At 69.5% G+C, this 22,619-nt stretch carries 21 protein-coding genes; 10 read left to right on the forward strand and 11 right to left on the reverse strand.

The genetic code is table 11. From position 1 onward, the window contains the following. Positions 1-22: 22 nt before the first annotated feature. Together ABZU76_RS40730 and ABZU76_RS40735 are read right to left on the reverse strand one after the other, a co-directional pair. Entirely contained in the window at positions 23-925 is a 903-nt protein-coding gene (locus ABZU76_RS40730; RefSeq protein ID WP_354880336.1) for a carboxymuconolactone decarboxylase family protein, read from the reverse strand. Positions 926-943: 18 nt separating this feature from the next. After that, positions 944-1,555, reverse strand: a complete 612-nt coding sequence (locus ABZU76_RS40735; protein ID WP_354880342.1) for a helix-turn-helix domain-containing protein — start codon at positions 1,553-1,555, stop codon at positions 944-946. Between the two features lie 85 nt (positions 1,556-1,640). Here ABZU76_RS40735 and ABZU76_RS40740 point away from each other — a divergent pair, with 85 nt between their 5' ends. Both ABZU76_RS40740 and ABZU76_RS40745 read left to right on the forward strand, forming a co-directional pair. Next, positions 1,641-2,300, forward strand: a complete 660-nt coding sequence (locus ABZU76_RS40740) for a TetR/AcrR family transcriptional regulator (RefSeq protein ID WP_354880345.1) — start codon at positions 1,641-1,643, stop codon at positions 2,298-2,300. Positions 2,301-2,352: 52 nt separating this feature from the next. Further along, complete coding sequence (locus ABZU76_RS40745) at positions 2,353-3,954, forward strand: FAD-dependent oxidoreductase (protein WP_354880348.1); 1,602 nt, start codon at positions 2,353-2,355, stop codon at positions 3,952-3,954. 3 nt (positions 3,955-3,957) lie between these two features. On the opposite strand, the gene ABZU76_RS40750 is transcribed toward ABZU76_RS40745, so the two are convergent. Beyond that, positions 3,958-5,124 carry a C40 family peptidase gene (locus ABZU76_RS40750; RefSeq protein ID WP_354880478.1) on the reverse strand — a complete coding sequence of 389 codons (1,167 nt, stop codon included), beginning with the start codon at positions 5,122-5,124 and terminating at the stop codon, positions 3,958-3,960. 485 nt (positions 5,125-5,609) lie between these two features. Then, positions 5,610-6,557 carry a nucleoside hydrolase gene (locus ABZU76_RS40755; RefSeq protein ID WP_354880351.1) on the reverse strand — a complete coding sequence of 316 codons (948 nt, stop codon included), beginning with the start codon at positions 6,555-6,557 and terminating at the stop codon, positions 5,610-5,612. A 53-nt stretch (positions 6,558-6,610) separates the two neighbouring features. Between ABZU76_RS40755 and ABZU76_RS40760 the strand changes: the two genes are divergently transcribed. Then, entirely contained in the window at positions 6,611-7,366 is a 756-nt protein-coding gene (locus ABZU76_RS40760; protein WP_220237559.1) for an acyltransferase, read from the forward strand. A gap of 75 nt (positions 7,367-7,441) precedes the next feature. On the opposite strand, the gene ABZU76_RS40765 is transcribed toward ABZU76_RS40760, so the two are convergent. Continuing rightward, the gene (locus tag ABZU76_RS40765; RefSeq protein WP_354880353.1) at positions 7,442-8,776 is read right to left on the reverse strand and encodes an APC family permease; all 1,335 of its coding nucleotides are present in this window, start codon (positions 8,774-8,776) and stop codon (positions 7,442-7,444) included. After that, positions 8,773-9,654: a carbon-nitrogen hydrolase family protein gene (locus ABZU76_RS40770; protein WP_354880356.1), complete on the reverse strand. Its 882-nt coding sequence runs from the start codon at positions 9,652-9,654 to the stop codon at positions 8,773-8,775. The genes ABZU76_RS40765 and ABZU76_RS40770 overlap by 4 nt, the downstream gene beginning before the upstream one ends. 77 nt (positions 9,655-9,731) lie before the next feature. Here ABZU76_RS40770 and ABZU76_RS40775 point away from each other — a divergent pair, with 77 nt between their 5' ends. From ABZU76_RS40775 to ABZU76_RS40785, 3 genes are all read left to right on the forward strand, one after another. Beyond that, complete coding sequence (locus tag ABZU76_RS40775; protein ID WP_354880359.1) at positions 9,732-10,457, forward strand: FCD domain-containing protein; 726 nt, start codon at positions 9,732-9,734, stop codon at positions 10,455-10,457. Positions 10,458-10,557: 100 nt separating this feature from the next. Beyond that, positions 10,558-12,018 carry an alpha/beta fold hydrolase gene (locus tag ABZU76_RS40780; RefSeq protein ID WP_354880362.1) on the forward strand — a complete coding sequence of 487 codons (1,461 nt, stop codon included), beginning with the start codon at positions 10,558-10,560 and terminating at the stop codon, positions 12,016-12,018. 46 nt (positions 12,019-12,064) lie between these two features. Beyond that, positions 12,065-12,409, forward strand: coding sequence for a nuclear transport factor 2 family protein (locus tag ABZU76_RS40785; protein WP_354880365.1), 345 nt, complete (start codon positions 12,065-12,067; stop codon positions 12,407-12,409). Positions 12,410-12,453: 44 nt separating this feature from the next. On the opposite strand, the gene ilvA is transcribed toward ABZU76_RS40785, so the two are convergent. Further along, the gene (ilvA, locus tag ABZU76_RS40790) at positions 12,454-13,710 is read right to left on the reverse strand and encodes a threonine ammonia-lyase IlvA (RefSeq protein WP_354880368.1); all 1,257 of its coding nucleotides are present in this window, start codon (positions 13,708-13,710) and stop codon (positions 12,454-12,456) included. A gap of 355 nt (positions 13,711-14,065) precedes the next feature. Beyond that, positions 14,066-15,493, reverse strand: coding sequence for a short-chain fatty acyl-CoA regulator family protein (locus tag ABZU76_RS40795; RefSeq protein WP_354880371.1), 1,428 nt, complete (start codon positions 15,491-15,493; stop codon positions 14,066-14,068). Positions 15,494-15,722: 229 nt separating this feature from the next. Between ABZU76_RS40795 and aceA the strand changes: the two genes are divergently transcribed. Further along, positions 15,723-17,012 (forward strand): isocitrate lyase, encoded by a 1,290-nt coding sequence (gene aceA, locus ABZU76_RS40800; RefSeq protein ID WP_354880374.1) that lies wholly within the window; start codon positions 15,723-15,725, stop codon positions 17,010-17,012. Positions 17,013-17,078: 66 nt separating this feature from the next. Next, on the forward strand, positions 17,079-18,686 hold the full coding sequence (aceB, locus tag ABZU76_RS40805; protein ID WP_354880377.1) for a malate synthase A: 1,608 nt from the start codon (positions 17,079-17,081) through the stop codon (positions 18,684-18,686). A gap of 371 nt (positions 18,687-19,057) precedes the next feature. Here aceB and ABZU76_RS40810 read toward each other — a convergent pair whose 3' ends face one another. Beyond that, a complete protein-coding gene (locus ABZU76_RS40810) occupies positions 19,058-19,636 on the reverse strand; it encodes a TetR/AcrR family transcriptional regulator (RefSeq protein ID WP_354880380.1) in 579 nt (192 codons plus the stop codon). A 94-nt stretch (positions 19,637-19,730) separates the two neighbouring features. Here ABZU76_RS40810 and ABZU76_RS40815 point away from each other — a divergent pair, with 94 nt between their 5' ends. After that, positions 19,731-20,189: a nuclear transport factor 2 family protein gene (locus ABZU76_RS40815; protein ID WP_285969729.1), complete on the forward strand. Its 459-nt coding sequence runs from the start codon at positions 19,731-19,733 to the stop codon at positions 20,187-20,189. A gap of 59 nt (positions 20,190-20,248) precedes the next feature. Further along, complete coding sequence (locus tag ABZU76_RS40820) at positions 20,249-21,031, forward strand: class I SAM-dependent methyltransferase (protein WP_354880384.1); 783 nt, start codon at positions 20,249-20,251, stop codon at positions 21,029-21,031. A gap of 51 nt (positions 21,032-21,082) precedes the next feature. On the opposite strand, the gene ABZU76_RS40825 is transcribed toward ABZU76_RS40820, so the two are convergent. Together ABZU76_RS40825 and ABZU76_RS40830 are read right to left on the reverse strand one after the other, a co-directional pair. After that, positions 21,083-21,661: a metallophosphoesterase family protein gene (locus ABZU76_RS40825; protein ID WP_354880387.1), complete on the reverse strand. Its 579-nt coding sequence runs from the start codon at positions 21,659-21,661 to the stop codon at positions 21,083-21,085. Between the two features lie 152 nt (positions 21,662-21,813). Beyond that, on the reverse strand, positions 21,814-22,434 hold the full coding sequence (locus ABZU76_RS40830) for a phosphoribosyltransferase family protein (RefSeq protein ID WP_354880390.1): 621 nt from the start codon (positions 22,432-22,434) through the stop codon (positions 21,814-21,816). Between the last annotated feature and the right edge of the window lie 185 nt (positions 22,435-22,619).

A 22,619-nucleotide genomic window follows, 5' to 3' on the forward strand; every position in this document is an offset into this window, starting at 1 on the left:
CAAGCGCGCCATTTTCGCGACGTCACCTCGCGCGCACACCTGAAAACGGGAACGTTCCGCCGCCCGAAATCGTCACCGATCCGGTGAACACGTCGCCGTCGACCTTGCCCACCACGCCGATGTCGAACCGCGCCGGATCGGTCACCACGGCGGTGAACTCCAGCCGATCACCGGCGACACTGCCCGACACGATGGGGACCGTCACGCCCAGCTGAGTGTCCACGATGGACCCAGCCACGCCGTCGGCGACGGTTTCGAGGTTCAGCACCAGCTCCTTGCTCCCCGCGGGGTGTGTGAAGGTGATGTGCCAGGTCCCGTCGACGCCGGTTTCGCCACTGAACGGCAACGCGCCGACCACGACCGCCTCCGCGACGACCGCCGGCGCCACACGCTCGCCCAGCACCGGCTGCCCCGGCTTCACCTCGACCCCCGCGGAGTTCAGGAACCCCGCCATCATCCGGTAGTAGCCGACGAGGAACAGCACCTCGAGGATCGTCGCCTCATCGAGCGTCGACGCGAGCGCCGCCCATGTTTCGTCCGAGAAGAATGCCGCGGCGCACAACTCGTCGGCCGCCCGCAGCACCGCGTCGTCTTCCGGCGACCACGACGCGGTCGGGTCCGACAACGCGTTGATCTCGTCCGCCGTCGCACCGGCGCCGAGCGCGGCGGGCACGTGGTTGGCCCACTCGTACGGCGCTTCACACCGCAGCGCGACCCGCAAGATCGCCAACTCCCGGACACGCGGGTGCAGCTTGCCTTGAGACAGCAGGTGTTCGCCGAGACTCGACGAAGCCTTCATCAACGACGGGTTCCGTGCGAGCACCCGGATCACCTCGTCGGCACCGAGTTTCGCGAGCTTCTGCTCCTCCGGCGCCATTTCCTCCAACGGAAGCGGCGCGATCCGGGGATGGGTCGTATGAGGCATGACAGGTTCCTTCCAAAGTCAACGATGCCGCTCGATCCCGTCGAGCGCCTTTCGCGCGTCCTCGGCGCTGAGCATCGGGTGCGAATAGAGGTCGATCAGGGTGCGTGCGAGCAGGACGTCGCCCTCGGGGCTGAACACGTCGACGCCCATCGCGCGCGACACGTGCTCGTGCAGCACCGTGATCGACAGCGCCATCGCGGTGCTCACCGCCGCCCGCACTTCGGGCGCGACGTCCGGCGCGTCCGGCCGCGTCCGATCGACGTCGGCGAGCCACTGCGCCCCCAGCCGCACCATCTCGTCGAACAACGGCGCGGCGCCGCCGTCCACCAACGCCCGCGAGAGGTACGCCTGGTACGGCCCGACGGCGATCCGCGCGGCCGCCACGTGGTTGCCGCCCGCGCCCGCGAGCGCCTGGTCGTTGAGGCGGTGGATCAGCTTCACCAGGTGCGCGTCGCACGCATCGCGCAACGCTTGCTTGGACCCGAAGTGGTGCCGCACCAGGCCCGACGACACTCCCGCCGCCTCCGCGATGCCACGGATCGTCGCGCCCTCGAACCCTCGCTCGCCGAAGAGCTGCATCGCCGCGTCGCGGATCCGGGCGCGCGCCGTCAGGTCCTCGGGTTCGGCCACGGCATCCTCCTCACTACACAAACGTACAGCCGACTATACGCTTGTGTAGCCGGGGTGGATGATCGAACGGTGCGAGACTGCGAACATGGCTGAGACAGCACCAGGCCGGCCGGGCCGTCCCGCGCGCTGGTCGCGTGACGACATCGTCGAGGCGGCCCGCCGGATCGTCACGACCGAGGGCGTCGACGCGCTGACCATGCGCCGGGTCGCCCGTGAGCTCGGCTGCTCACCGATGGCCCTCTACCGGCACGTCCGCGACAAGGACGAGCTCCTGTTGCTCCTGCTCGACCACGTCGCCGCCACACTGCCCCGGCCGACGTTGCCGGAAGACCCCCGCCTGCGCGTGGTCGTTTTGTGGCGACAGCTGCACGATGCCCTGGCAGAGCACCCGTGGGTGGTCGGAGTGCTGGCGCAGGGGGACCTGGCCGGCCCGTCCGTGCTGTGGCTGGTGGAGGAGATTCTGGCCGGGTTCGTCGCCGCCGGTCTCGCCCCCCGGCAGGCCGCCGCGGCGTATCGGATCGTCTGGCAGTACACGGTGGGCGTGCTGACCATTCGCCACGCGACGACGACGCACGCGGCCGAGCGCGACCAGGACGTGCCGCAGGTGCAACGCACCATGCTCCTCGACGCCGACCCTGCGGAGCTTCCGTTGATCTCGTCCCTGGCCGGCGAATGGCCGCACGCCTGGGACAACTACGCCGACGGCCTCGATGCGCTGCTGGACGGCCTCCTCCCACGCGCTTGACATCCACCTCCCAGGTTTGTGTACTAGTACGCAAACCTGGGAGGTGTGGTCCATGAACGACACGACGGACTTGGTGGTCGTCGGCTCGGGCGCCGCGGGGCTGGCCGCGGCGCTGGCTGCCGCCGGCCGCGGCGAGGACGTGGTCGTGCTGGAGGCGTCGCGACGCTGGGGCGGTTCGACGGCGGTGTCCGGCGGTCAAGTCTGGGCGCCGAACAACCACCTGCAGGCCGAAACCGGCTTCGCCGACAGCGAGGACGAGGCCCTGGCCTACTGCCGCGCCGCCGCGCCCGGCCGTGACCCGGAGCTGGTCGAGACCTTCGTGCGGTCCGTGCCGGCGGCGATCCGCTTCGTCGAGGAAAACAGCCCGATCCGCTTCACCGTGGTCCACGGCTACCCCGACACGTTCGCCGAGCTCCCCGGCGGCAAACCCGCCCGCCACCTCGAGGCTCAGCCGCTGACCACCGACGGCCTGGGCGCGCCCGACGAGCTCCTGTGGCCCCCGCCGTACGGCGCGGCTGTGCTCACCAACGACGAGTTCTTCGAGCACCGCATGTTCGCCGGCGGCGCGCCGCCCTTCGAGCTGATGCAGCGGCGGCTCGCCGCGGGAGAGGTCGCGCTCGGCGCGGGCCTCGTCGTCGGCCTGCTGCGCGGCTGCCGGGCCGCCGGCGTTGAGCTGGTCCGCGGCTGCCGCGTACGACGGCTGATCCGGACCGACGGGCGGATCACCGGCGTCGAAGCCGAACGGGACGGCACCCCGTGGCGGCTGCCGGCGCGCCGCGTTGTACTCGCGACCGGCGGGTTCGAGCACGACCCCGACCTGCGGTCGCAGCTGCTCGCCGGCCCGCTCAGCCACCTCGCCACCCCGCCCGTCCAGCACGGCGACGGCCTTCGCCTGGCCGCCGACGTCGGCGCGCAGTTGTCCCGCACCGGCGAATACTGGTCCTGGCCCGCGTTCCAGGCACCCGACCGGCGCTGGCCCGACGACGCCGGCACCCCGCAGGCCCAACTCGTGATGGCCGAGCGCTACCTGCCGCACGTGATCTGGGTGAACGCCGCCGGCCGTCGGTTTGTCAACGAGGCCAGCCACAACTGCGCCGTCTCCTTCGCCGAGCTCGACGCCAACACCCACCGCCCACGCAACCTCCCCGCCTGGGCGATCGGCGACGCGCAGTTCCGCGCCCGCTACTCCGTCGGCGGCGTGCCGCCCCACCAGCCGTTGCCGGATTGGCTTCCCAGCGCCGACAGCCTCGACAAGCTCGCCGCCCTGATCGGCATCGACGCCGCTGCGTTGCAGCACACCGTCGCCCGCTTCAATGCCGCCGTCGACGCCGGCCGCGACGACGACTTCCGCCGCGGCGAAACGGCCTACGAACGTGCCTTCGGTGACGCCACCGCGCCACACCGCAACCTCGGCACGGTTTCCGAGCCGCCGTTCTTCGCGCTCCCAGTGCACGCGAGCGCCGTCGGCACCAAGGGCGGCGCCCGGACCGACCACCGCGCCCGCGTGCTCGACTGGACCGGTCAGCCCATCCCCGGGCTGTACGCGGCAGGCAACGCCGCCGCGGCCGTTTTCGGGCCGGGCACCATCGCCGGCGGCATCACCATCGCGTCTGCGCTGACCTGGGGTTGGATCGCGGGGTCCGACGCGCCGTGACCGTCAGGCCGTCGGCCGCCCCGCGCCGGCGTAGTCGTCGCCGGGCTTGCGGTACGGGTGCACCTGCACGGCCTGGCCCGTCTGCGGGGCGTCGATCATCTGCTGGTTGCCGATGTAGAGGCCGACGTGGTGGATCTTCGTGGTGGGTTCACCGTAGAAGATCAGGTCGCCCAGCTGGGGTTCGCTCACGTGGGCGACGCTGTGGAACTGCGTGTCCGCCGTGCGCATGAGCTTCACGCCCGCGCTGCCGTACGCGGCCGTCGTCAGGCCGGAGCAGTCGAAGCCCGGATCCGGGTCGCCGCTGCCGTTGCCGCCCCACACATAGGGGAGACCGATCTGGTCGATCGCGAAGTCAACTGCGCTCAGCACGGCGGGGTTCGGCGCCTGACTGCTCTGCCCGACGGTGCCGTACACGTTCACCGTCGCCAGGATCCGGTGCAGCGAAACGGGCGCGCCCTGCAGCGACGAAACGGCGTTCCACCAGTCCGTCGCCAAATCGCGGCCACCGGCGCACAGCGCGCGACCCGCGGTGAGGGCGGCGTCGTCGATGTTCTGCGGATCGGGCTTGCCGCCCGACGCGCTGCGCTGCCACTTCGACCACACCGCCGGCGCCAGCTGCATCGGCCCGGACGCGTTGGCCGTCGACACGACGCGGCCGTAGAAGTCGCGGACCTGGACGGTGCCCAGCGGCTTGGTCAGCACGCCGTCGGCGCCGACGTGATCGCCCTGCGCCCGCCCGTGGTCGCTCGCGACCTTGCCGATGGCCGCGAGCGTCACCCACGACAGGTGGCACGCGGGTTGTTCCTTGGTGAGCGTGACGGTCGCCTGCGCGTACCCCGTCATCGCCCGAAGCGGGATGTCGAGCCACTGGCTCGTCTTCGACGCCCACGCGTCGAACTCACTGGGCTGCGGCACGTTCGGCTGCGTCGTCGGCACCGCCGCACTCGACGTGGCCACCGACGGCACCGACGCCTGCGCTGACGACGACGGCTCGGCGGCCGTGGTCGCGACCTGCTCCGACCCCGGCGCGAACTGCACGGCCACCACCAGCGCCGCGACAGCCACGACGACCGCCGCGACCACCACCGCCGCCCGCCCCCGCCGCGACTTCCGCTTCCCGACCTGGGGCTTCTCGCCGTCGCCACTCAGCGGCGACAGGTGCTCGGTCATCGCCGAGGAGAACGGCGGCAGCGGCTCGACCGGAGCCGAAAACTCGCGCCCGACCTGGCTGTCGCCGCTGACTGGCGACGTTTCCAAGCCGGCCTTGTCGCCCTCGAGCGGCGACGCGCCAGTGCTCTCGTAGCCATCCAGAGGCGACGGTCTGGCGGATTCCCCTCTGTTGCCCTTCATCGGCGCCGCCGCGATGGTCTGGTCGTCGCCATCCAACGGCAAATCAGCCCGGGCGTCGCCATCGAGTGGCGAAAGCGCGGTGTGGTCATCGAGCGGCGACACCTCGGTGCTCGCCGTGCCGTCGCCTCTGAGTGGCGACGGCTCAGTGATCTGGTCGCCATTGACCGGCGACTCGGCGCCGGCCGAGTTGTCGCCTTCAATCGGCGAAGGCCCGCTGACCTGGCCGTCGCCACTGATCGGCGACACCGCGTTCGCGCCGTCGCCACCCAGCGGCGACGGCTGCGAACCGCCCGGCGGCCCCGCCATCACCGGCCCCCGGCAAGTCTCGAAAGCACGAACTCCCGCAGCCCGTCGAGGTCGGTGTCGACAGCGACCTCGATCGGCCGTCCCGTCGGATCGATCGGCACCGCGCGGCGATCGACGAGCGTCATGCCACGCGCCGGCCCCGCGGTCACGTCGATGTCGACCGGGTAGGTCTCCGTCTGGAGAATCCCGGGGCTGATCGCCTCCGCGACGGCCACCGCGTCGTGCATCACGATGCCGTCGAAGCCCAGGACCTGCCGGTAGTGGGCGAGGTAGTCGGGCGTCAGCCCGTGCAGCGTCTGGCCCAGCGGCCCCGAGGCGGCGAGCTTCGCCAGCCACGCGCTGTCCACGGCGCAGCGGTGCGTGAGGTCGAGGGGGACCATCACGCACGGCACGTCGTCCTCGGCGATCACGCGGCGCGCGGCTTCGGGGTCGGCCCAGATGTTGAACTCGGCGACGGCCGTGCTGTTGCCGCGCGCGACGCCGCCGCCCATCAGCACGATTCGCGAGATCTTCGACTTGACGCCGGGGTGCGCGGCGAGCAGCGCGGCGATGTTGGTGAGCGGTCCGATCGGCGCGATCGTCACCGGCTCGTCGGACGCTTCCAGCAGCGAGACCATCAGTCCCACGGCGTCCAGCGACTCCAACGGCCGCTTCGCCTCGGGCAGCGTCGCGGCGTGGCCCGAGAGCCCGTCGTTGCCGTGGACGTGGCTCGAACCGCGTTTGTTCAGGTGCACCAACGGCCGTGAAGCCCCGGCGGCGACCGGCACGTCGGGGCGGTCGCACAGCTGGAGCAGGCGCCGCGCATTGGCGGTGGTGCTGGTCAGCGGCACGTTGCCGAAGACCGTGGTCACCCCCAGCAGCTCGACGTCGGCGGAAACCGCCGCCAGCGCGATCGCGAAAGCGTCGTCGACACCGGGGTCGGTGTCGATGATCAGCTTGCTCCCCATCCGTGCTCCCCTTGCCTGTGGCGGGCGTCCCTGTACAGGTTACGGTCATCGGCATGACGTCGATGTGGGGTGCGCCCGCGTTGTCCCGCGTGCGTGCCTGGCGGCGGGCCCGGCGCGACCCGCACCAGGCGAAGTTCCTGACGCGTGACTCGCTGCGCTGGGTCTTGCGCAATCGGGCGTACACGCCGTGGTATCTCGTGCGGTACTTCCGCCTGCTCAAGTTCCGGCTCGCCAACCCGCACATCATCCTGCGCGGCATGGTGTTCCTCGGGAAGAACGTGGAGATCCACTGCCGTCCCGGCTACGGCCGGCTCGAGATCGGCCGCTGGGTCCACATCGGTGACGGAAACGCGATCCGCTGCCACGAGGGGTCCCTTCGCATCGGCGACAAGTCCGTGTTCGGGCGGCAGAACGTGATCAACTGCTACCTCGACATCGAGCTCGGCGCCGCCACCCTCGTCGCAGACTGGGTGTACATCTGCGACTTCGACCACGTGACGGCCGACATCCACGTGCCCATCAAGGACCAGGGCATCGTGAAGTCGCCGGTGCGCATCGGTCCGGACACGTGGCTCGGCACGAAGGTCAGTGTCCTCAAGGGAACGCGTGTCGGCCGCGGCTGCGTGCTCGGCGCACACGCCGTGGTCCGCGGCGACATCCCGGACTACTCCATCGCGGTGGGCTCGCCCGCGCGCGTGGTGCGCAACCGTCAAGACGACTACGCCGCCGACGCCGCCCGCCGCGAAGCCGTCGCCGACATGGCGCGCAAGGCGAACAAGGCCCTGCAGAAGACACTCGGCGAGGGCTGACGGTTCGCCACTCAGCGGCGACGACCTGGTTGTCGCCGCTGAACGGCAACTTGGCCATCCAGCGGCGACAACCCGTCACTCCTCGAACGACATCTCCGGCGGCGGCCGGCGGAACCCACGCGTCAGCACGACCAGGTAGACGATCCCGATCCCCAGCCACACCAGGCCGAAGGTCAGGGCGAGCCCGTCGAGGTTCACCAGCAGCCACAGGTCCACCACTGCGCCGATCGCGGGAGCGACCAGCCACGTCAGCACGTTGCGCGAAATCGTGTGCCGCGTGCGGATCCAGGTCGCGATCACGCTCACGTTGACCATCGTGAAGGCCGTGAACGCGCCGAAGTTGATGAACGACGTCGACGTGGTCACGTCCAGCGCCAGCGCGATCAGCCCGACGATGCCCGTCAGCCCGATCGCGAACGCCGGCGTGTTCAGCTTCGGCTGCAACCGGCCGAAGATCCGCGGCAGCACCCCGTCGCGGCCCATCGCGAACATCAGCCGCGACGCGCTGGCCTGCGCGGCGATGCCCGACGCGAACTGCGCCACGACCAGCCCCGCCAGGAACAACGCCCCGAACAGCGAGCCGCCGATGTGGCGCGCGATCTCGAACGCGGCCGACGACTCGTCGTCGAACAAGAAACCCGGGTGCACGAGCTGGGTGACGTACGCGAGCACGATGAACACGCCGCCGCCGATGAGGGCCGTCAGCAGGATCGCGCGCGGGATCGTCCGCTTCGGCTCCACGGCTTCCTCGGTCAACGTCGTCACGGCGTCGAAGCCCAGGAACGAGTACGCCGCTACCGCGGCGCCGCCCGAGATCGTGCCGAACGTGCTGCCCGGGTGGAAGAACGGGTCACCGCTCGCCACTGAGTGGCCATCGGCGAGCACCTGCTTGAGCGAAAGCACCACGAAGAACACGATCACCAGTACCTGGAAGGCCATGAGGACGAAGTTGGCCTTCTCGGCGATCTTGATGCCCAGCACGTTGAGCAGCGACGTCAGCACGATGAACGCGATCAGCCACAGCCAGCTCGGCACGTCCGGGAACTGAGCCGACAGGTAGGCGCCGCCGATCAGCCAGATCACCATCGGCAGGAAGAAGTAGTCGAGCAGCACCGCCCAGCCGACGAGGAAGCCGAGCCGGGAGTCGATGGCCTTGCGCACGTACGTGTAAGCGGAGCCGGCGACGGGGTGCGTCGCGGCCATCTTGCCGTAGCTCGCGGCCGTGAACAGCATCGCGACCAGCGCCACGACGTACGCCGATGGCACCGTGCCCGCGGTCGTCGTCGCCACGACGCCGAACGTGCCCAGCACGATCAGCGGCGCCATGTACGCGAGTCCGAAAAGGACGACGCCGGGCAGCCCGAGCCGTCGTTCGAGCTTGGCTCCGGGGGTCACCTTCGTGGTGCTCATCGGACTCCTTCTCCTCGCGGACGCCACCGGTCCGGCTCGATGCGGCCCCCGTACAGGGGGAGTTCCAGCGGTTTGTCACCCGGCGTGAACTGGTCCCACATCCGGTTGACGCCGGCGGTCCCTTCGCGACGGACGCGGGCGACCTCGTCCAGGTCGACCGTGCTCGCGAGCACGCCGGATGCGGCGCCCGGCAGCTCGCCGAGCACGGTGCCCTCGGGGTCGACCAGGATGCTGTCTCCTACCCCGACGGGCCCGGCCGTATTCACGCTCGCCACGAAAACCTGGTTGGTGATCGCGTTGGCGCGCGCGAGCACGAGCTCCTGCGCCCGGTCGGGAGTGGTGGTCTGCACCGGGTTGAGCACGAGCTCCGCGCCGAGCCACGCGAGGTGACGCGTGACCTCGGGGAACCAGGCGTCATAGCAGATCGAGAAGCCGATTCGCCCCTCATCGGCGAGATCGGCGACCACGAAACGGTCACCCGGGTCATAAGGCTCATACGGCCGCCACGGGAACACCTTTCGGTAGCTGCCGGCCAGCTCGCCTTCGGGGGAGAAGACGAGGGCGGTGTTGAACAGCTCGCCGTGCTCGCCGCGTTCGCAGACGCTGCCCGGCGATAGCCACACGCCGAGGTCGCCGGCCAGCTGGGCCAGGTCGCGGGTTCGCGGGCCGTCGAGGGGCTGCGCGGCGGCGTTGAGCTGCTCGGTGCGTTCGTCAGCGGTCCCTTCGACCCCGCAGAGGTGGAGCTCGGGAAAGGCGACGAGGCGGGTTCCGGGGTGCGCGGCCAGCACGGTCCCGACCTGGTCCGCGAACGCCGCGACGGACTCGGTGTACGGCCGCGGTGGCAACTGCGCCAGCGCGATCGGCAGGGGGCGGGGCATGCGCCGAAAAATAGTCCATCTTGCTCACTTAAACAATAGTGTTCACTTTGAGATGTTTTGTTGGGTATGGTCTCCGCATGGCTGCCGACCTGGGTTCACCGGCGCTGACGGGCATCCGGCGCCTGTCCGCGCTCGAGACCGTGCGGGCCCGCATCGCCCTCGCGATCGAGCTGGGCCTGCTGGGCCCGGGGGAGCGGTTGCCGCCCAACGGCGAAATCGCGCGTGCGCTGGGCGTCGGTGACATCACCGTGCGCCGGGCGCTGGTGTCCTTGTGCGAAGACGGCGTGCTGGTGCGCCGCCGCGGCCGCAACGGCGGCACGAGCGTGGCCCCCGACGCGCCGGCGGGCCGGGTCGGGGCGGTGAACGCGTACCGCGAGTCGGCGGACGAGGTCCACGACCTGATCGACCATCGGCTCGTGATCGAGGCGGGGCTCGTCCAGCTCGTCGCCACGCGGCGAACCGACGAGGACGTCGAACGGCTGCGCGACCTCGTCCGCCGCATGGACGACGCCGCCGGGTGGGCCGAGTTCCACGAGCTCGACGCCGAGTTCCACCTCGCCGTGGCCGCCTCGGGCGCGCCGGCGGCGGCGGTGAGGCAGTACGAACTCGTGCTGCGCGAGCTGTACCGCTTCTACCTGCCGTACCGGATGTCGGCGCTGCGGGCGTCCAACCGGGAGCACGAGGTGCTCGTCCGCGCGATCGCCACGCGCAATCCCGACGAAGCGGCGATCATGACTCGCGCCCACGTCGGTGATCTGCACCGGACGATGTTCGTCGGCCTGCCGAACGTGTCCGGTTCCTGACGCACGACAGTCCACTACGGACTGATCTCGGCTCATCGGTGACACACATCAGCCGATCGGCTGATCCGGGTCATCGCGCGCGTGTCCGATGATCATCACCATGCCGAAGTTCCGTTTACTCGTCCCGGTTGTCGCGGCCGTCGCGATGGTCCCCCTCGTGCCGGCGCTCGCGTCCGCGCAAGGGCTCGACTGGAAACCCTGCGTGTCCATCGCGAAGGGCTGGGATGCGGACGACCAGCGCACCGAGTGCGCGCTGGTGCCCGTGCCGCTCGACTACTCCGACCCCGGCGGCCGCACGATCGACATCGCCGTCAGCCGAATCCGCGCGACGGGCACGCGCACGGGCGCGATCGTGTTCAACCCCGGCGGCCCCGGCCAGTCGGGCATGAAGATGCCGCTCACGATGTCGGAGAGCAAGGCGTCCGGCCTGCTGGAGCACCACGACCTCATCGGCTTCGACCCGCGCGGTGTCGACTACAGCGCGAGCCTCCAGTGTGACGAGGACGACGCCCAGCCCGACCCGTCGTTGTCCGAAAAGGACCAGGCGCGGTTCCTCGCCGAGCACAAAGCCGCGGCCAACGCGGCGTGCTTCGCGAAGGACCCTGCGCTCGTGAAGTCGTTCACCACGCCCAACATCGCCCGCGACGTCGACCGCATCCGCGAAGCGCTGGGCGAACAGAAGATCGGTTACTACGGCGTCTCCTGGGGCACGGCCCTCGGCGCCGAGTACCGGACGCTCTTCGACAGCCACGTCGACAAGATGCTGCTCGACTCCGTCATGCCGCCCGAGCTGAGCGTCACGACCATGGACGACGACCAGGCCGCCGCGGGGGAGAACACGTTCCGCGAGTTCGCCGCGTGGGTCGCGCGCTACGACTCCGTCTACCACTTCGGCGGCATCGAACCCCAGGTCGAGAAGGCTTTGCTCGACCTGCGCGCCGAACTCGCCGCGCACCCGCGCACCGGCCCCGATGGTTCGCCGCTCAACGGCGAAACCGTCAACCAGTTCTTCGCCTACCCGCGCCGCCAGTGGGTGGAAGCCGCCGGCCAGCTCTCCGCCATCCGCGACGGCGGCGCTCCGGCAGCACAGCCCGACGCCGCGGCCTCGCCGAAAACCGGCTTCGGCTGGGACACCGAACGGACCGGTGGCAACTTCTTCCAGCAGAACGCCCTGCTCTGCAACGAATCACCCAGCCCCCGCGACTTCGACACGGTCTGGCAGCACCGCCTCGACCGCATCAAGGCCAACCCGGTCGCCGGCTCGTTCGGCATTTACGAGCAGATGTGCGTCGGCTGGCCAGCGCCCGCGACGCAGTGGCAGTTCAGCGCCGGCAAGAGCCCTCTGCAGCTCGTCGGCCACGCCTTCGAGCCGGTCACGCCCATCGGCTGGGCCCTCGCCATGCAACGGCAAATCGGCGGCTCCCTCATGACCGTCGAAGACGACGCCCACGGCTCACTCTCGAGCCTGCCCTGCGCCGCCGCGGCCGTGACGTTCTTCGACACCGGCCAGACGACCACGCAGTCCTGCCCCGGCGAGCCGATCCCAGCTCCGAAGGCGTAGCCGCTGAACGACGAAACCCACGTGACGCCGCGGATACCCTCACCTCGTGAGCGAGATCCTGCGGCGTCACGTGGCCGCGTTCAACGACCGCGACCTCACCACTCTGCTCGCGGGTTTCACCGACGATGCCGTCTGGATCACGGGCACGACGGTTGCCCGCGGCCGCGCCGAGCTGGCCGACCTTTTCGAGAGCGCCATGACCCAGCTCCTGCCGACCCTCACCATCGACGAGATCCTGATCGACGGCGACCGCATGGCCGCCCAGCTGACCGAGCGACTCACCCACGGTGGAGAGGAGCACACGTTCCCGATCGCCGGCTTCTACCGCCTTCGAAACGGCCGCATCGCTTCCGCCAAGATCTATCGCGAGGGCAGCGCAGAACGCGACTGAACCCGTTGCCGTTCAGTGGCGAATGCTTCTGACCAGCGGAAACGTCACAGTAAGAAGTGGAACAGCGGGCTCCCCGGCTCCACCTGCTCGACCTGCAGCGGGCTCGCCTCCAGCCGCTTGAGCAGGCCGGGCAGCTCGGCCGGCCGCGGGATCTCGATGCCGATCAGCGCCGGCCCGAGCTCGCGATTGTTGCGCTTCACGTACTCGAAGCGCGCGACGTCGTCCTCCGGTCCGAGAATCTCGTCGAGGAAGCGCCGCAGCGCGCCCGGCTCCTGGGGGAAGCTGACGAGGAAGTAGTGCTTCAGCCCTTCGTGCATCAGCGAGCGCTCGAGGATTTCGCTGTAGCGGCTGACGTCGTTGTTGCCGCCCGAGACGATGCACACCACCGTTTGCTCGGGTTCGACCAGGACCGTGGTCCCGAGTGCGGCCGACGCCAGCGCGCCCGCGGGCTCGGCGATCACGCCGTCGGCCTGGTACATGGCCAGCATCTCCGTGCACACGGCGCCCTCGGGCACGGAGGTGAGCTCGGCGCCGCTGTCGCGCACGAGTGGGTAGGTCACGCCGCCGGCCTCACGGACCGCGGCGCCGTCCACGAACGAGTCCACCGCGTCGATGCGCACCGGCTTGCCGGCTTCCAGCGCCGCGGCCATGCACATCGCGCCGGCCGGCTCGACGCCCACGACGCGGATCTCCGGGTGCCGCTCGCGCACCCAGGTCGCGATGCCGGCCAGCAGGCCACCGCCACCGACTGGCACCACGAGCACGTCCGGCACGAAGCCGAGCTGCTCGACGACCTCCAGCGCCACCGTGCCCTGGCCGGCGACGGTGCGAGGGTCGTCGAACGCTGGCACCAGCGTCGCGCCCGTGCGCTGGGCGTCGTCGTTGGCGGCGGCGAACGCGTCTTCGTACGTCTCGCCGACGACGATCACCTCGATGTGTGCACCGCCCAGCGTCGCGATGCGCTCGCGCTTCTGCCGCGGCGTGGTGCCCGGCACATACACCCGGCCGTTCGCCCCCAAACGGCGACACGCGTACGCCACACCCTGCGCGTGGTTGCCGGCGCTCGCACACACGACGCCGCGCGAGCGCGTAGCCTCGTCGAGCTGGACGATGAAGTTGTAGGCGCCGCGAATCTTGTACGAGCGGACCGTCTGCTGGTCCTCCCGCTTGAGCCACACCCGCGCGTCGACGCGGGACGACAGCCGGGCGTTCGGCTCGAGCGGCGTCCGGGTGACCACACCCGTGAGCCGCTCGGCGGCCTGTTCCACCATCTGGGCACTGACGGTATCGATCCGTTGCACGATCGTTGAATCTACTTCCCGCTCATCGCGACGTCCGAGGCGGTGCGGGCGGCAGCTTGCGGTCAGCCGTCACCACGTGTTGTGGGAACGGCCTAATTTGCGCAGTCATGAACGTTTCGGACGAGCCTGACCGGCCGGTCTCGGTCGCGCTCGCTGTCGCCTTCACCGGCCAGACCGTGGTGTTGCCGGAAATGGGCGCACGGCCGCCGGCGTTCGGTGGCGTCGGATTGCTCGCCGCCCCCTTGGTGCCTGGTGTTGGTGTATTCGGTGGTAGCTCATGCTCAGCGTGTTGTCACTGATCGGCCTCGTGCTCACCTACTGGCCGGCGTCCAACAACTACATCCGCCTCCGCAGCTCATGAACTCTTCGGCACCGCCGGGTACGGGACGAACGTGCTGGTGTTCTCGTCGACCGTCAGCGGCTTGCCGATCGCCGGGAACGCGCGCTGCGAGCAAGCCGGGCGTTCACAGACTTTGCAGCCCATCCCGATCGGCGTCGCCGCGGCGGGCTCGTCCAGGTCGAGGCCGGTGGAGTAGACGAGCCGTCCCGCGTGACGGAGTTCGCAGCCGAGCCCGACGGTGAACGTCTTGCCCGGGCTGCCGAAGCCGCCGATGTTGCGCGAGACCGTGCGTGCGACCCAGAAGTAGCGTTTGCCGTCGGGCAGGGCCGCGATCTGTGTCAGGATCTTGCCAGGCGAGGCGAACGCCTCGTAGATGTTCCACAACGGACACGCGCCGCCCACGCGCGAGAAGTGGAACCCCGCGGCCGACTGGCGTTTCGACATGTTCCCCGCCCGGTCCACTCGCACGAACGAGAACGGGATGCCGCGCTGCTTCGGCCGCTGAAGCGTCGACAGCCGGTGGCACACCGTCTCGAAGCCGACGCCGAAGTGGTCGCACAGCCGCTCGATGTCGTAGCGGAACTTCTCCGCCGTGGTCAGAAAAGGGCCATACGGCAAGATCAGCGCGCCGGCGAAGTAGTTCGCCAGGCCCACGCGCGCGAGTGTCCGCGCGGTCGGCCCCGAGAACGCCCACGAGTCGGCCAGCTCGGTGATCAGGTCGTCGTACTCCAGCAACGCGATCTGCGAAGCCATCCGGAACGCCTGTTGCCCCACGCGCAAGCTCGGCGCGAGCCGCAGCACGCGCGTCGCCGGCTCGTAGCGGTGCTGTTGACCTGCGGCTTCGTTCAGTCCTTCGCTCGTCACCTCCACGCCGTAGCGCTGCCAGAGGCGATCCTTCAGCGACGTCAGCGCCGAGCCTCGGCGCAACGGGATCTCCGCGGCCATGCGTTCGGCGCGCTCGTCGAGCTCCGCGACGTAGTTCTCCCGTTCGTAGAAGAAGTCGCGCACCTCTTCGTGCGGCAACGGTGCCGCGGCGCTGCCGTGCAGGCCGAGGCCGTTTTCCGTGGTCAGCGCGACCGTGCTCTCCACGGCGTTGCGGTAGCTGCGGTGCAGCTTCACCAGCGCCTGGGCGATAGAGGGCAGGTTGGAGGCCAGCTCGTTGAGCTCGCTCGTGGTCACCTCGACGCCGACGACCTCGTCGAGCAGCGCCTCCTTCACGTCCGCGACCAGACGAGACGTGTCGTTGTTGGCGAAGAACTCCGTGTCGACGCCGAACGCCTGCGTGATTCGGAGCAGCACCGGCACGGTCAGCGGCCGTGAGTTGTGCTCGATCTGATTCAGGTAGCTGGGTGAGATCTCGAGCACACGAGCGAGGTCGGCCTGGCTCATCGAACGGCTCTCACGCAGATGCCGTAGCCGCGCCCCGGCGAAAGTTTTGTCCATCGCTCCTCCGATCGGCCGGAAGGTTTCCGGCCCTGAACGATTACGTGAACGATCAAGGCCGTGGATTTTCACCCGGCTTGCCAACCAGTGATTTGCAAGCTTTGCAAGATGCTACGCATCCTTCACATAAATTGGCAAATTGGAGCTATGGACTGCCTTTTCGTGCTCGTGTCAGGGTCGTAACCAGGCAAGGCGAGCAATCGCAAACTTCGCAACACGGGAGAGTCCGATGACCGAGCAGGCCAAGCAGCTCGACCAGGCGGCGGCCGAGCTGGCCGAACAGTGGAAGACCGACCCCCGCTGGGCGGGCGTCCAGCGGACCTACTCCGCCGCCGATGTGGTGAAGCTGCGCGGCTCCGTCGTCGAAGAGCACACGCTTGCCCGTCGCGGTGCGGAGCGGCTGTGGGAGCTCCTGCACACCGAGGACTACGTCCACTCGCTGGGCGCTCTCACCGGCAACCAGGCCGTGCAGCAGGTTCGCGCGGGCCTCAAGGCGATCTACCTGTCCGGTTGGCAGGTCGCAGCCGACGCCAACCTGGCCGGCCAAACCTACCCGGACCAGAGCCTCTACCCGGCCAACTCGGTCCCGGCCGTCGTCCGCCGCATCAACAACGCGCTGGGCCGCGCCGACCAGATCAACTGGGCCGAGGGCAACACCGACATCGACTGGTTCGCGCCGATCGTCGCCGACGCCGAGGCGGGCTTCGGTGGCCCCCTGAACGCGTTCGAGCTGATGAAGGGCATGGTCGCCGCCGGCGCCGCGGGTGTGCACTGGGAGGACCAGCTCGCGTCCGAGAAGAAGTGCGGCCACCTCGGCGGCAAGGTGCTGATCCCGACCAAGCAGCACGAGCGCACGCTCAACGCCGCCCGTCTCGCCGCGGACGTGCTGAACGTGCCGACCCTCGTCGTCGCCCGCACCGACGCGCAGGCCGCGACGCTGCTGACCAGCGACGTCGACGAGCGTGACCAGAAGTACCTGACCGGCGGTCGCACGGCAGAGGGCTTCTACGAGGTCAACAACGGCATCGAGCCCTGCATCGACCGCGGCCTGGCCTACGCGCAGTACGCCGACCTGCTGTGGATGGAGACGTCCACTCCGGACCTCGAGATCGCCCGCAAGTACGCCGAGGCGATCAAGGCCGAGCACCCGGACCAGATGCTGGCCTACAACTGCTCGCCGTCGTTCAACTGGAAGAAGCACCTCGACGACGACACCATCGCGCGGTTCCAGCGCGAGCTCGGCGCGATGGGCTACAAGTTCCAGTTCATTACCCTCGCCGGCTTCCACGCACTGAACTACTCGATGTTCGACCTGGCCCACGGCTACGCCCGTGAAGGCATGACCGCCTACGTCGGCCTGCAGGAGCGCGAGTTCGCCTCCGAGGAGCGCGGCTACACCGCGACCAAGCACCAGCGCGAGGTCGGCACCGGATTCTTCGACCTGGTGTCCACGGCCCTGAACCCGGAGAGCTCGACCACCGCGCTCAAGGGTTCGACCGAAGAAGACCAGTTCCACTGACGTTTTCCGCGGGCCGGCGACCCGGTCGCCGGCCCGCACCCCTTCTTTCCCTCGCGGAGGTACGAGATGGCCGACAAGCTGAACTACCGCATCGAAATCACCGGTCCCGCCGGTGACCGGTTCGCCGAGATCCTCACCCCGGCCGCGCTGGAGTTCGTGGCCAAGCTCGACAACGCCTTCGCCGGCCGCCGCCGCGAGCTGCTCGACGAGCGCCGTCGCCGTCGCGAGCGCGTGAAGACGGGGGAGGAGCAGCTGGACTTCCTGCCCGAGACGCGCCTCATCCGCGCCGACGACAGCTGGCGCATCGCGCCGCCGGCGCCCGGTCTCGAGGACCGCCGCGTGGAGATCACCGGCCCGACGGATCGCAAGATGACCGTCAACGCCCTGAACTCCGGCGCGAAGGTCTGGCTCGCCGACTTCGAGGACGCGACTTCGCCGACGTGGCACAACATCGTCGACGGCCAGCTGAACCTGTTCGACGCCATCCGCCGCAACATCGACTTCACCACTGAGTCGGGCAAGCACTACACGATCGGCGACGACCCGGCGACGATCGTCGCCCGCCCGCGCGGCTGGCACCTGGTGGAGAAGCACATCCGCATCGACGGTCGCCCCCTGTCGGCGAGCCTCGTCGACTTCGGGCTGTACTTCTTCCACAACGCGCGCCAGCTGATCGCGCGCGGCAGCGGCCCGTACTTCTACCTGCCGAAGCTCGAGAACCACCTCGAGGCGCGCCTGTGGAACGACGTTTTCCTGTTCGCGCAGCAGGAGCTCGGGATCCCGCGGGGCACCGTCCGCGCGACCGTGCTGATCGAAACGATCACCGCGGCCTTCGAAATGGACGAGATCCTCTTCGAGCTGCGCGAGCACGCCGCCGGCCTGAACGCGGGGCGCTGGGACTACATCTTCAGCGTCATCAAGAACTTCTCCGAGCACGGCGCCGACTTCGTGCTGCCGGACCGTGCGCAGGTCACGATGACGGTCCCCTTCATGCGTGCCTACACCGAACTGCTGGTCCGCACCTGCCACCGCCGCGGCGCGCACGCGATCGGCGGGATGGCAGCGTTCATCCCGAGTAAGGATCCTGACGCCAACGCGACCGCGTTCGAGAAGGTCCGCCAGGACAAGGAACGCGAGGCGGGCGACGGATTCGACGGCTCGTGGGTTGCGCACCCCGGCCTGGTCTCCGTCTGTCGCGAGGTCTTCGACAGCGTGCTGGGCGGCTGGCCCAACCAGCTGGGTCGGCTGCGTGAGGACGTCGACGTCACCGCGGCGGACTTGCTCGACGTCGCCTCCGCCGGCGGCGAGGTGACCGAGGCCGGCGTTCGCGCCAACATCAACGTTGCCCTGCGCTACATCGACTCCTGGCTGCGCGGCACGGGCGCCGCCGCGATCCACAACCTCATGGAAGACGCCGCGACGGCCGAGATCGCGCGGTGCCAGGTGTGGCAGTGGATCCGCAACGGCACGAAGTTCGCGGACGGCACGGCGTTGACGCGCGAGCTGGCCGTGGAGTTCCTGGACGACGAGTTCGAGTCGGTCCGCACCGACCTGCCCGCCGGCCACCGCCTCGACGATGCCCGCGCCATCTTCACCGAGACCGCCTTGGGCGAGAAGCTCCCGGGCTTCCTCACGACGAGCGCCTACGCCCGCCACCTGTGCGACGCGCGATGACCACGCTCCGGCCGCCCCTGACCTGACCGGGGGCGGCCGGTTTCCCGCACCGCTTTGGGACGGTGCGGCGAGACGGGTCCGGTGGCGGAGGCTCCCCGCCACCGGACCCGGGTTTTCGTCTGTTGCCGTCCAGTGGCTAGGCGCTGGTCGGCGGCGCTTTTTGGTCTGTCGGCCGTCGGCGGCGATGGCTCTGTTGCCGCTGATCGGCGACAGGATCCGGAGCTGCCATTTCGACGTGCCGGCGCAGATTGCCGGGGGTCATCCATCGGCTGCTCGGTACAGCTACGGCTCGCCGTTGACTGGCGATTTGTCGACGACCGCGCCGATCGCCGTTCAGCGGAGACGGCCCAGCCGGCCCCTCATCGGCGAATTCAAGGCTGCCGGATCAGCGTCTCGCGGCCAACAGGGCCGCCGGATCGGCGGCGCGCGGCCAACAGCGTCGCCGCGGCTGCGCGGGCCGTGCCGGCCTCGCCGGGGTCACCCTTGATCGCGGCGAGCACCGTGGCCCCCTCCATGAGGGAGAAAAGATGGTCGGCGAGGTCGTCGTCGGCGACGAGCCGGCGCAGGTACGCCCGCACTTCGTCCTTGTGGTTGTGGATGGCCGCGGCCACGCCGGGCGCGAGCGTCCCGAACTCGCCGAACGAGTTCACGAACGCGCAGCCCCGGAAGTCGGGCTCGCTGAACCAGTCGTGCAGCCAGTCGAAAACGGCCAACGGGTCGTCGCCCCGCGCGGCGACGAACTCGCGAAGCGACCGGCGCCAGCGTTCGTCGCGCGTGTTCAAGTAGGCGGCCACGAGGTCGTCCTTCGAAGGAAACACCTGGTAGAGCCGCTTGAGTGAGACGCCGGAGCGGCTGCGCACGGCGTCCATCCCCACGGACTGCACGCCCTGGGCATAGAACAGGTCTTCGGCTGCCTCGAGTAGCCGTTCGGTGGCTTCCGCGGTGTTCACGTCGTGTCCCTCTGGTGTGGAGAATCAACGTTCTCTATGCTAGCCGACACCAGGGAGAACGGACGTTCTCCCGCAATCCGCGCAGGAGAACGCCATGACACCGCGCCCGCCGTTCCCGCCGTTCGACGAGAACACCGCCCGCCAGAAAGTCCAGGCCGCCGAGGACGCCTGGAACACGCGCGACCCCGAGAAGGTCTCCCTCGCCTACACCGAGGACTCCGTGTGGCGAAACCGCGACCAGTACGTCGTCGGCCGCGCGGAGATCGTCAAGTTCCTGACACAGAAGTGGGAGCGCGAACTCGACTACGCGCTGCGCAAGGAACTGTGGGGCTTCCGCGGCAACCGCATCGGCGTGCGGTTCCAGTACGAGTCGCACAACGCCGAGGGCCAGTGGTTCCGCAGCTACGGCAACGAGCTCTGGGAGTTCAGCGACGAAGGCCTCATGCGCCGCCGCGAGGCGAGCATCAACGACCGCCCGATCGCGGAAAGCGAACGCTGGATTTTCGGCAAGCGCCCGGAAGCCGAGCACGGCAAGGAGTTCCCCATCTTCTGATCCCTCGGCCGTGAGCGAACGCGCGTGATTTCTCCCTGATGTACAGCCAGGATCCAGTCATGAGCCTGGGATTCAGCGGAGAAGTCACGGAGTTCTACCACCGCTACCGCCGCGGTTACCCGACAGCGGTGTTCGATGCGATCGCCGCCGAGTTCGCCCTGGCCGGGGACGACGTGGTCCTCGACCTCGGGTGTGGCACGGGACAGCTCGCCGTTCCGATGGCCGCGCGGGTCCGCGCGGTCGCGGGCATGGACCCCTCGCCCGACATGCTTTCGCGCGCCCGCCGCGCCGCAGCCGACGCCGGCGTGACCAACGCGTCGTGGCTCCTGGGCGGCGACACCGACGTCATCGCGCTGAATTCCCTGCTCGACGGGCTCGGCGCCGTCACCATTGGGCAGGCGTTGCACTGGATGGACCACGCGACGCTGTTCGCCACTGTGAAGCCGATGCTCCGGCCGGGTGGCGGCATCGCGGTGGTCACCAACGGTTCACCGCTGTGGCTCCAGGGCAGCGACTGGTCTCGAGCGCTGCTCGCCGTGCTGTCCGACTGGTTCGGCCAGCCCCTCACCGCGGCCTGCGGAACGGACGACGTCAGCCAGGACCGCTACCGCGCCGCACTGGTCGGCGCCGGCTACGACGTCGGCGTCCGCACCATCGACTACACCGGCGACCTCACCGCGGACGAGATCATCGGCGGCGTCTACTCGGCCATGGGCGAGGACGAGTTGCCACCCAGCGGCGAACGGCCGGCCTTCGAGAACCGCATCCGTTCGGCGATCGAGCCCCACGCGCCGTTCCGCGAACCGGTTCGCGTGACGATCCTGACCGGTCGCGTGCCCTGAGTCTTGTCGCCACTGAGCGGCAACACGAGGTCGGCGGCAGGGTTTGGCTGTTCAGAGGCTGGTTTCGGCCGGACTTCCGAGCTCGGTCACCTCGGTGGTGACGGCGTCGAGGTGGAGAGGGCGAAGGTCGTTGACGTCCATCCCGACGTTCAGCTGCCGGCCCCGCTTGCGCCACGCGCTGTGGACGTGACCGTGCAACAGCCACAGTCCCTCGTCGGGCAGGCGGTACTGCGACCCGCGGTCCGCGCCGACGTGGTCGCCTTCGTACGGGAAATGGCTGAGCAACACGTTCTTCCCCGCGATCCGGCGCCGCGCAAACGCTTGCACCGTGGCGAAGTGCTCCAGCCACGCGCGTTGGTGCCGGTGCGCCTGGCGCAGCCCGGGCCACGGCTCGTCGTGGTTGCCGGTGATGAGGTGAATCTCGCCGTTCAGCTGCCGGAGCGTGTCGGCGAATCGTGCCAGCCGGCCCATGCCGACGTCACCCAGGTGCCACACCTGGTCGCCCGGCCGGACAGTGGCGTTCCACTGCTCGACGACGAACGCGTCGTGCTCGGGCGGCGTCTCGAACCCGCGAAGGCCGGCCACGAGCTGGTGGTCGAAGTGGGTGTCGCCGGTGAACCAGACGTCCATGATCGGGCTTCTCCTCGTTGTCGACGTCGGCCCATCGCCGGGGTGGCGACGCAGGCATACCTTGCGCCCTGAACCTCCCTTTGCGCCAGGGATTTTCGCCATTCGGCGGCGCTCGTCACTGTCCGTTGTGGATAGTGGGATGAAGGTCCCCTTCATCCCGTACCGAGGAGCCGCATCACGGTTGCGTCCGGCACCTGGGTGAAGTCGGCGTACCAGCGGCCCACGGCGCTGAATCGCCTCGGTGCGGCGACAGCGATGAACTGGTCCACCTCGCCCTCGAACTCGGCGATGGCGTCCGGCGCGCACACCGGCACGGCCAGCACCACGCGCCGCGCGTCGCGGAGGTCGCGGACGGCGGCCATCGCGGTCACGCCGGTCGCCAGTCCGTCGTCGATCACGAGCACGTCGTGGCCGGCCACCGAGACCTCCGGGCGCCCGTCGCGATAGGCCACCAAACGGCGACGCGCCTCGGCCCGCTCGCGCGCACACGCCGGCTCCATCGCTTTCGGCGTGAGCCCGAACGCGCGCAACGCCGGCATCGAGTAGTAAGGCGGCCCCTCCGCCGTCACCGCGCCGACGCCGAACTCGCGCCGCCCAGGGGCCCCGATCTTCCGAGCGACCACGACGTCCAACGGAGCCCCGAGCGCCCGGGCGACCTCGGCCGCCACCGGCACGCCCCCGCGAGGCAACCCGAGCACGACGGGCTCGACCCACGGCTGCCTGGCCAGGATCCGCCCGAGTTGCCGCCCGGCGTCGATTCGATCGAAGAACAACGTCCTCACCACAGTCGCGCCACCAACCAAGACACGATGCTCACGGCGCGCGGATTGTTAAACAATCCATTGGCTGAAAAACGGCGAGAGCCTGCCGCGCAGCGCATCCCGACGACAGCCGGAACGAGCCCGGCCGCGTGGTCGACGAACGGCAACATCATGCGTTCCAGATTCCCGCGACGAGG

Source organism: Amycolatopsis sp. NPDC005232, from assembly GCF_040607795.1.
In the GTDB taxonomy this organism is placed as follows: domain Bacteria; phylum Actinomycetota; class Actinomycetes; order Mycobacteriales; family Pseudonocardiaceae; genus Amycolatopsis.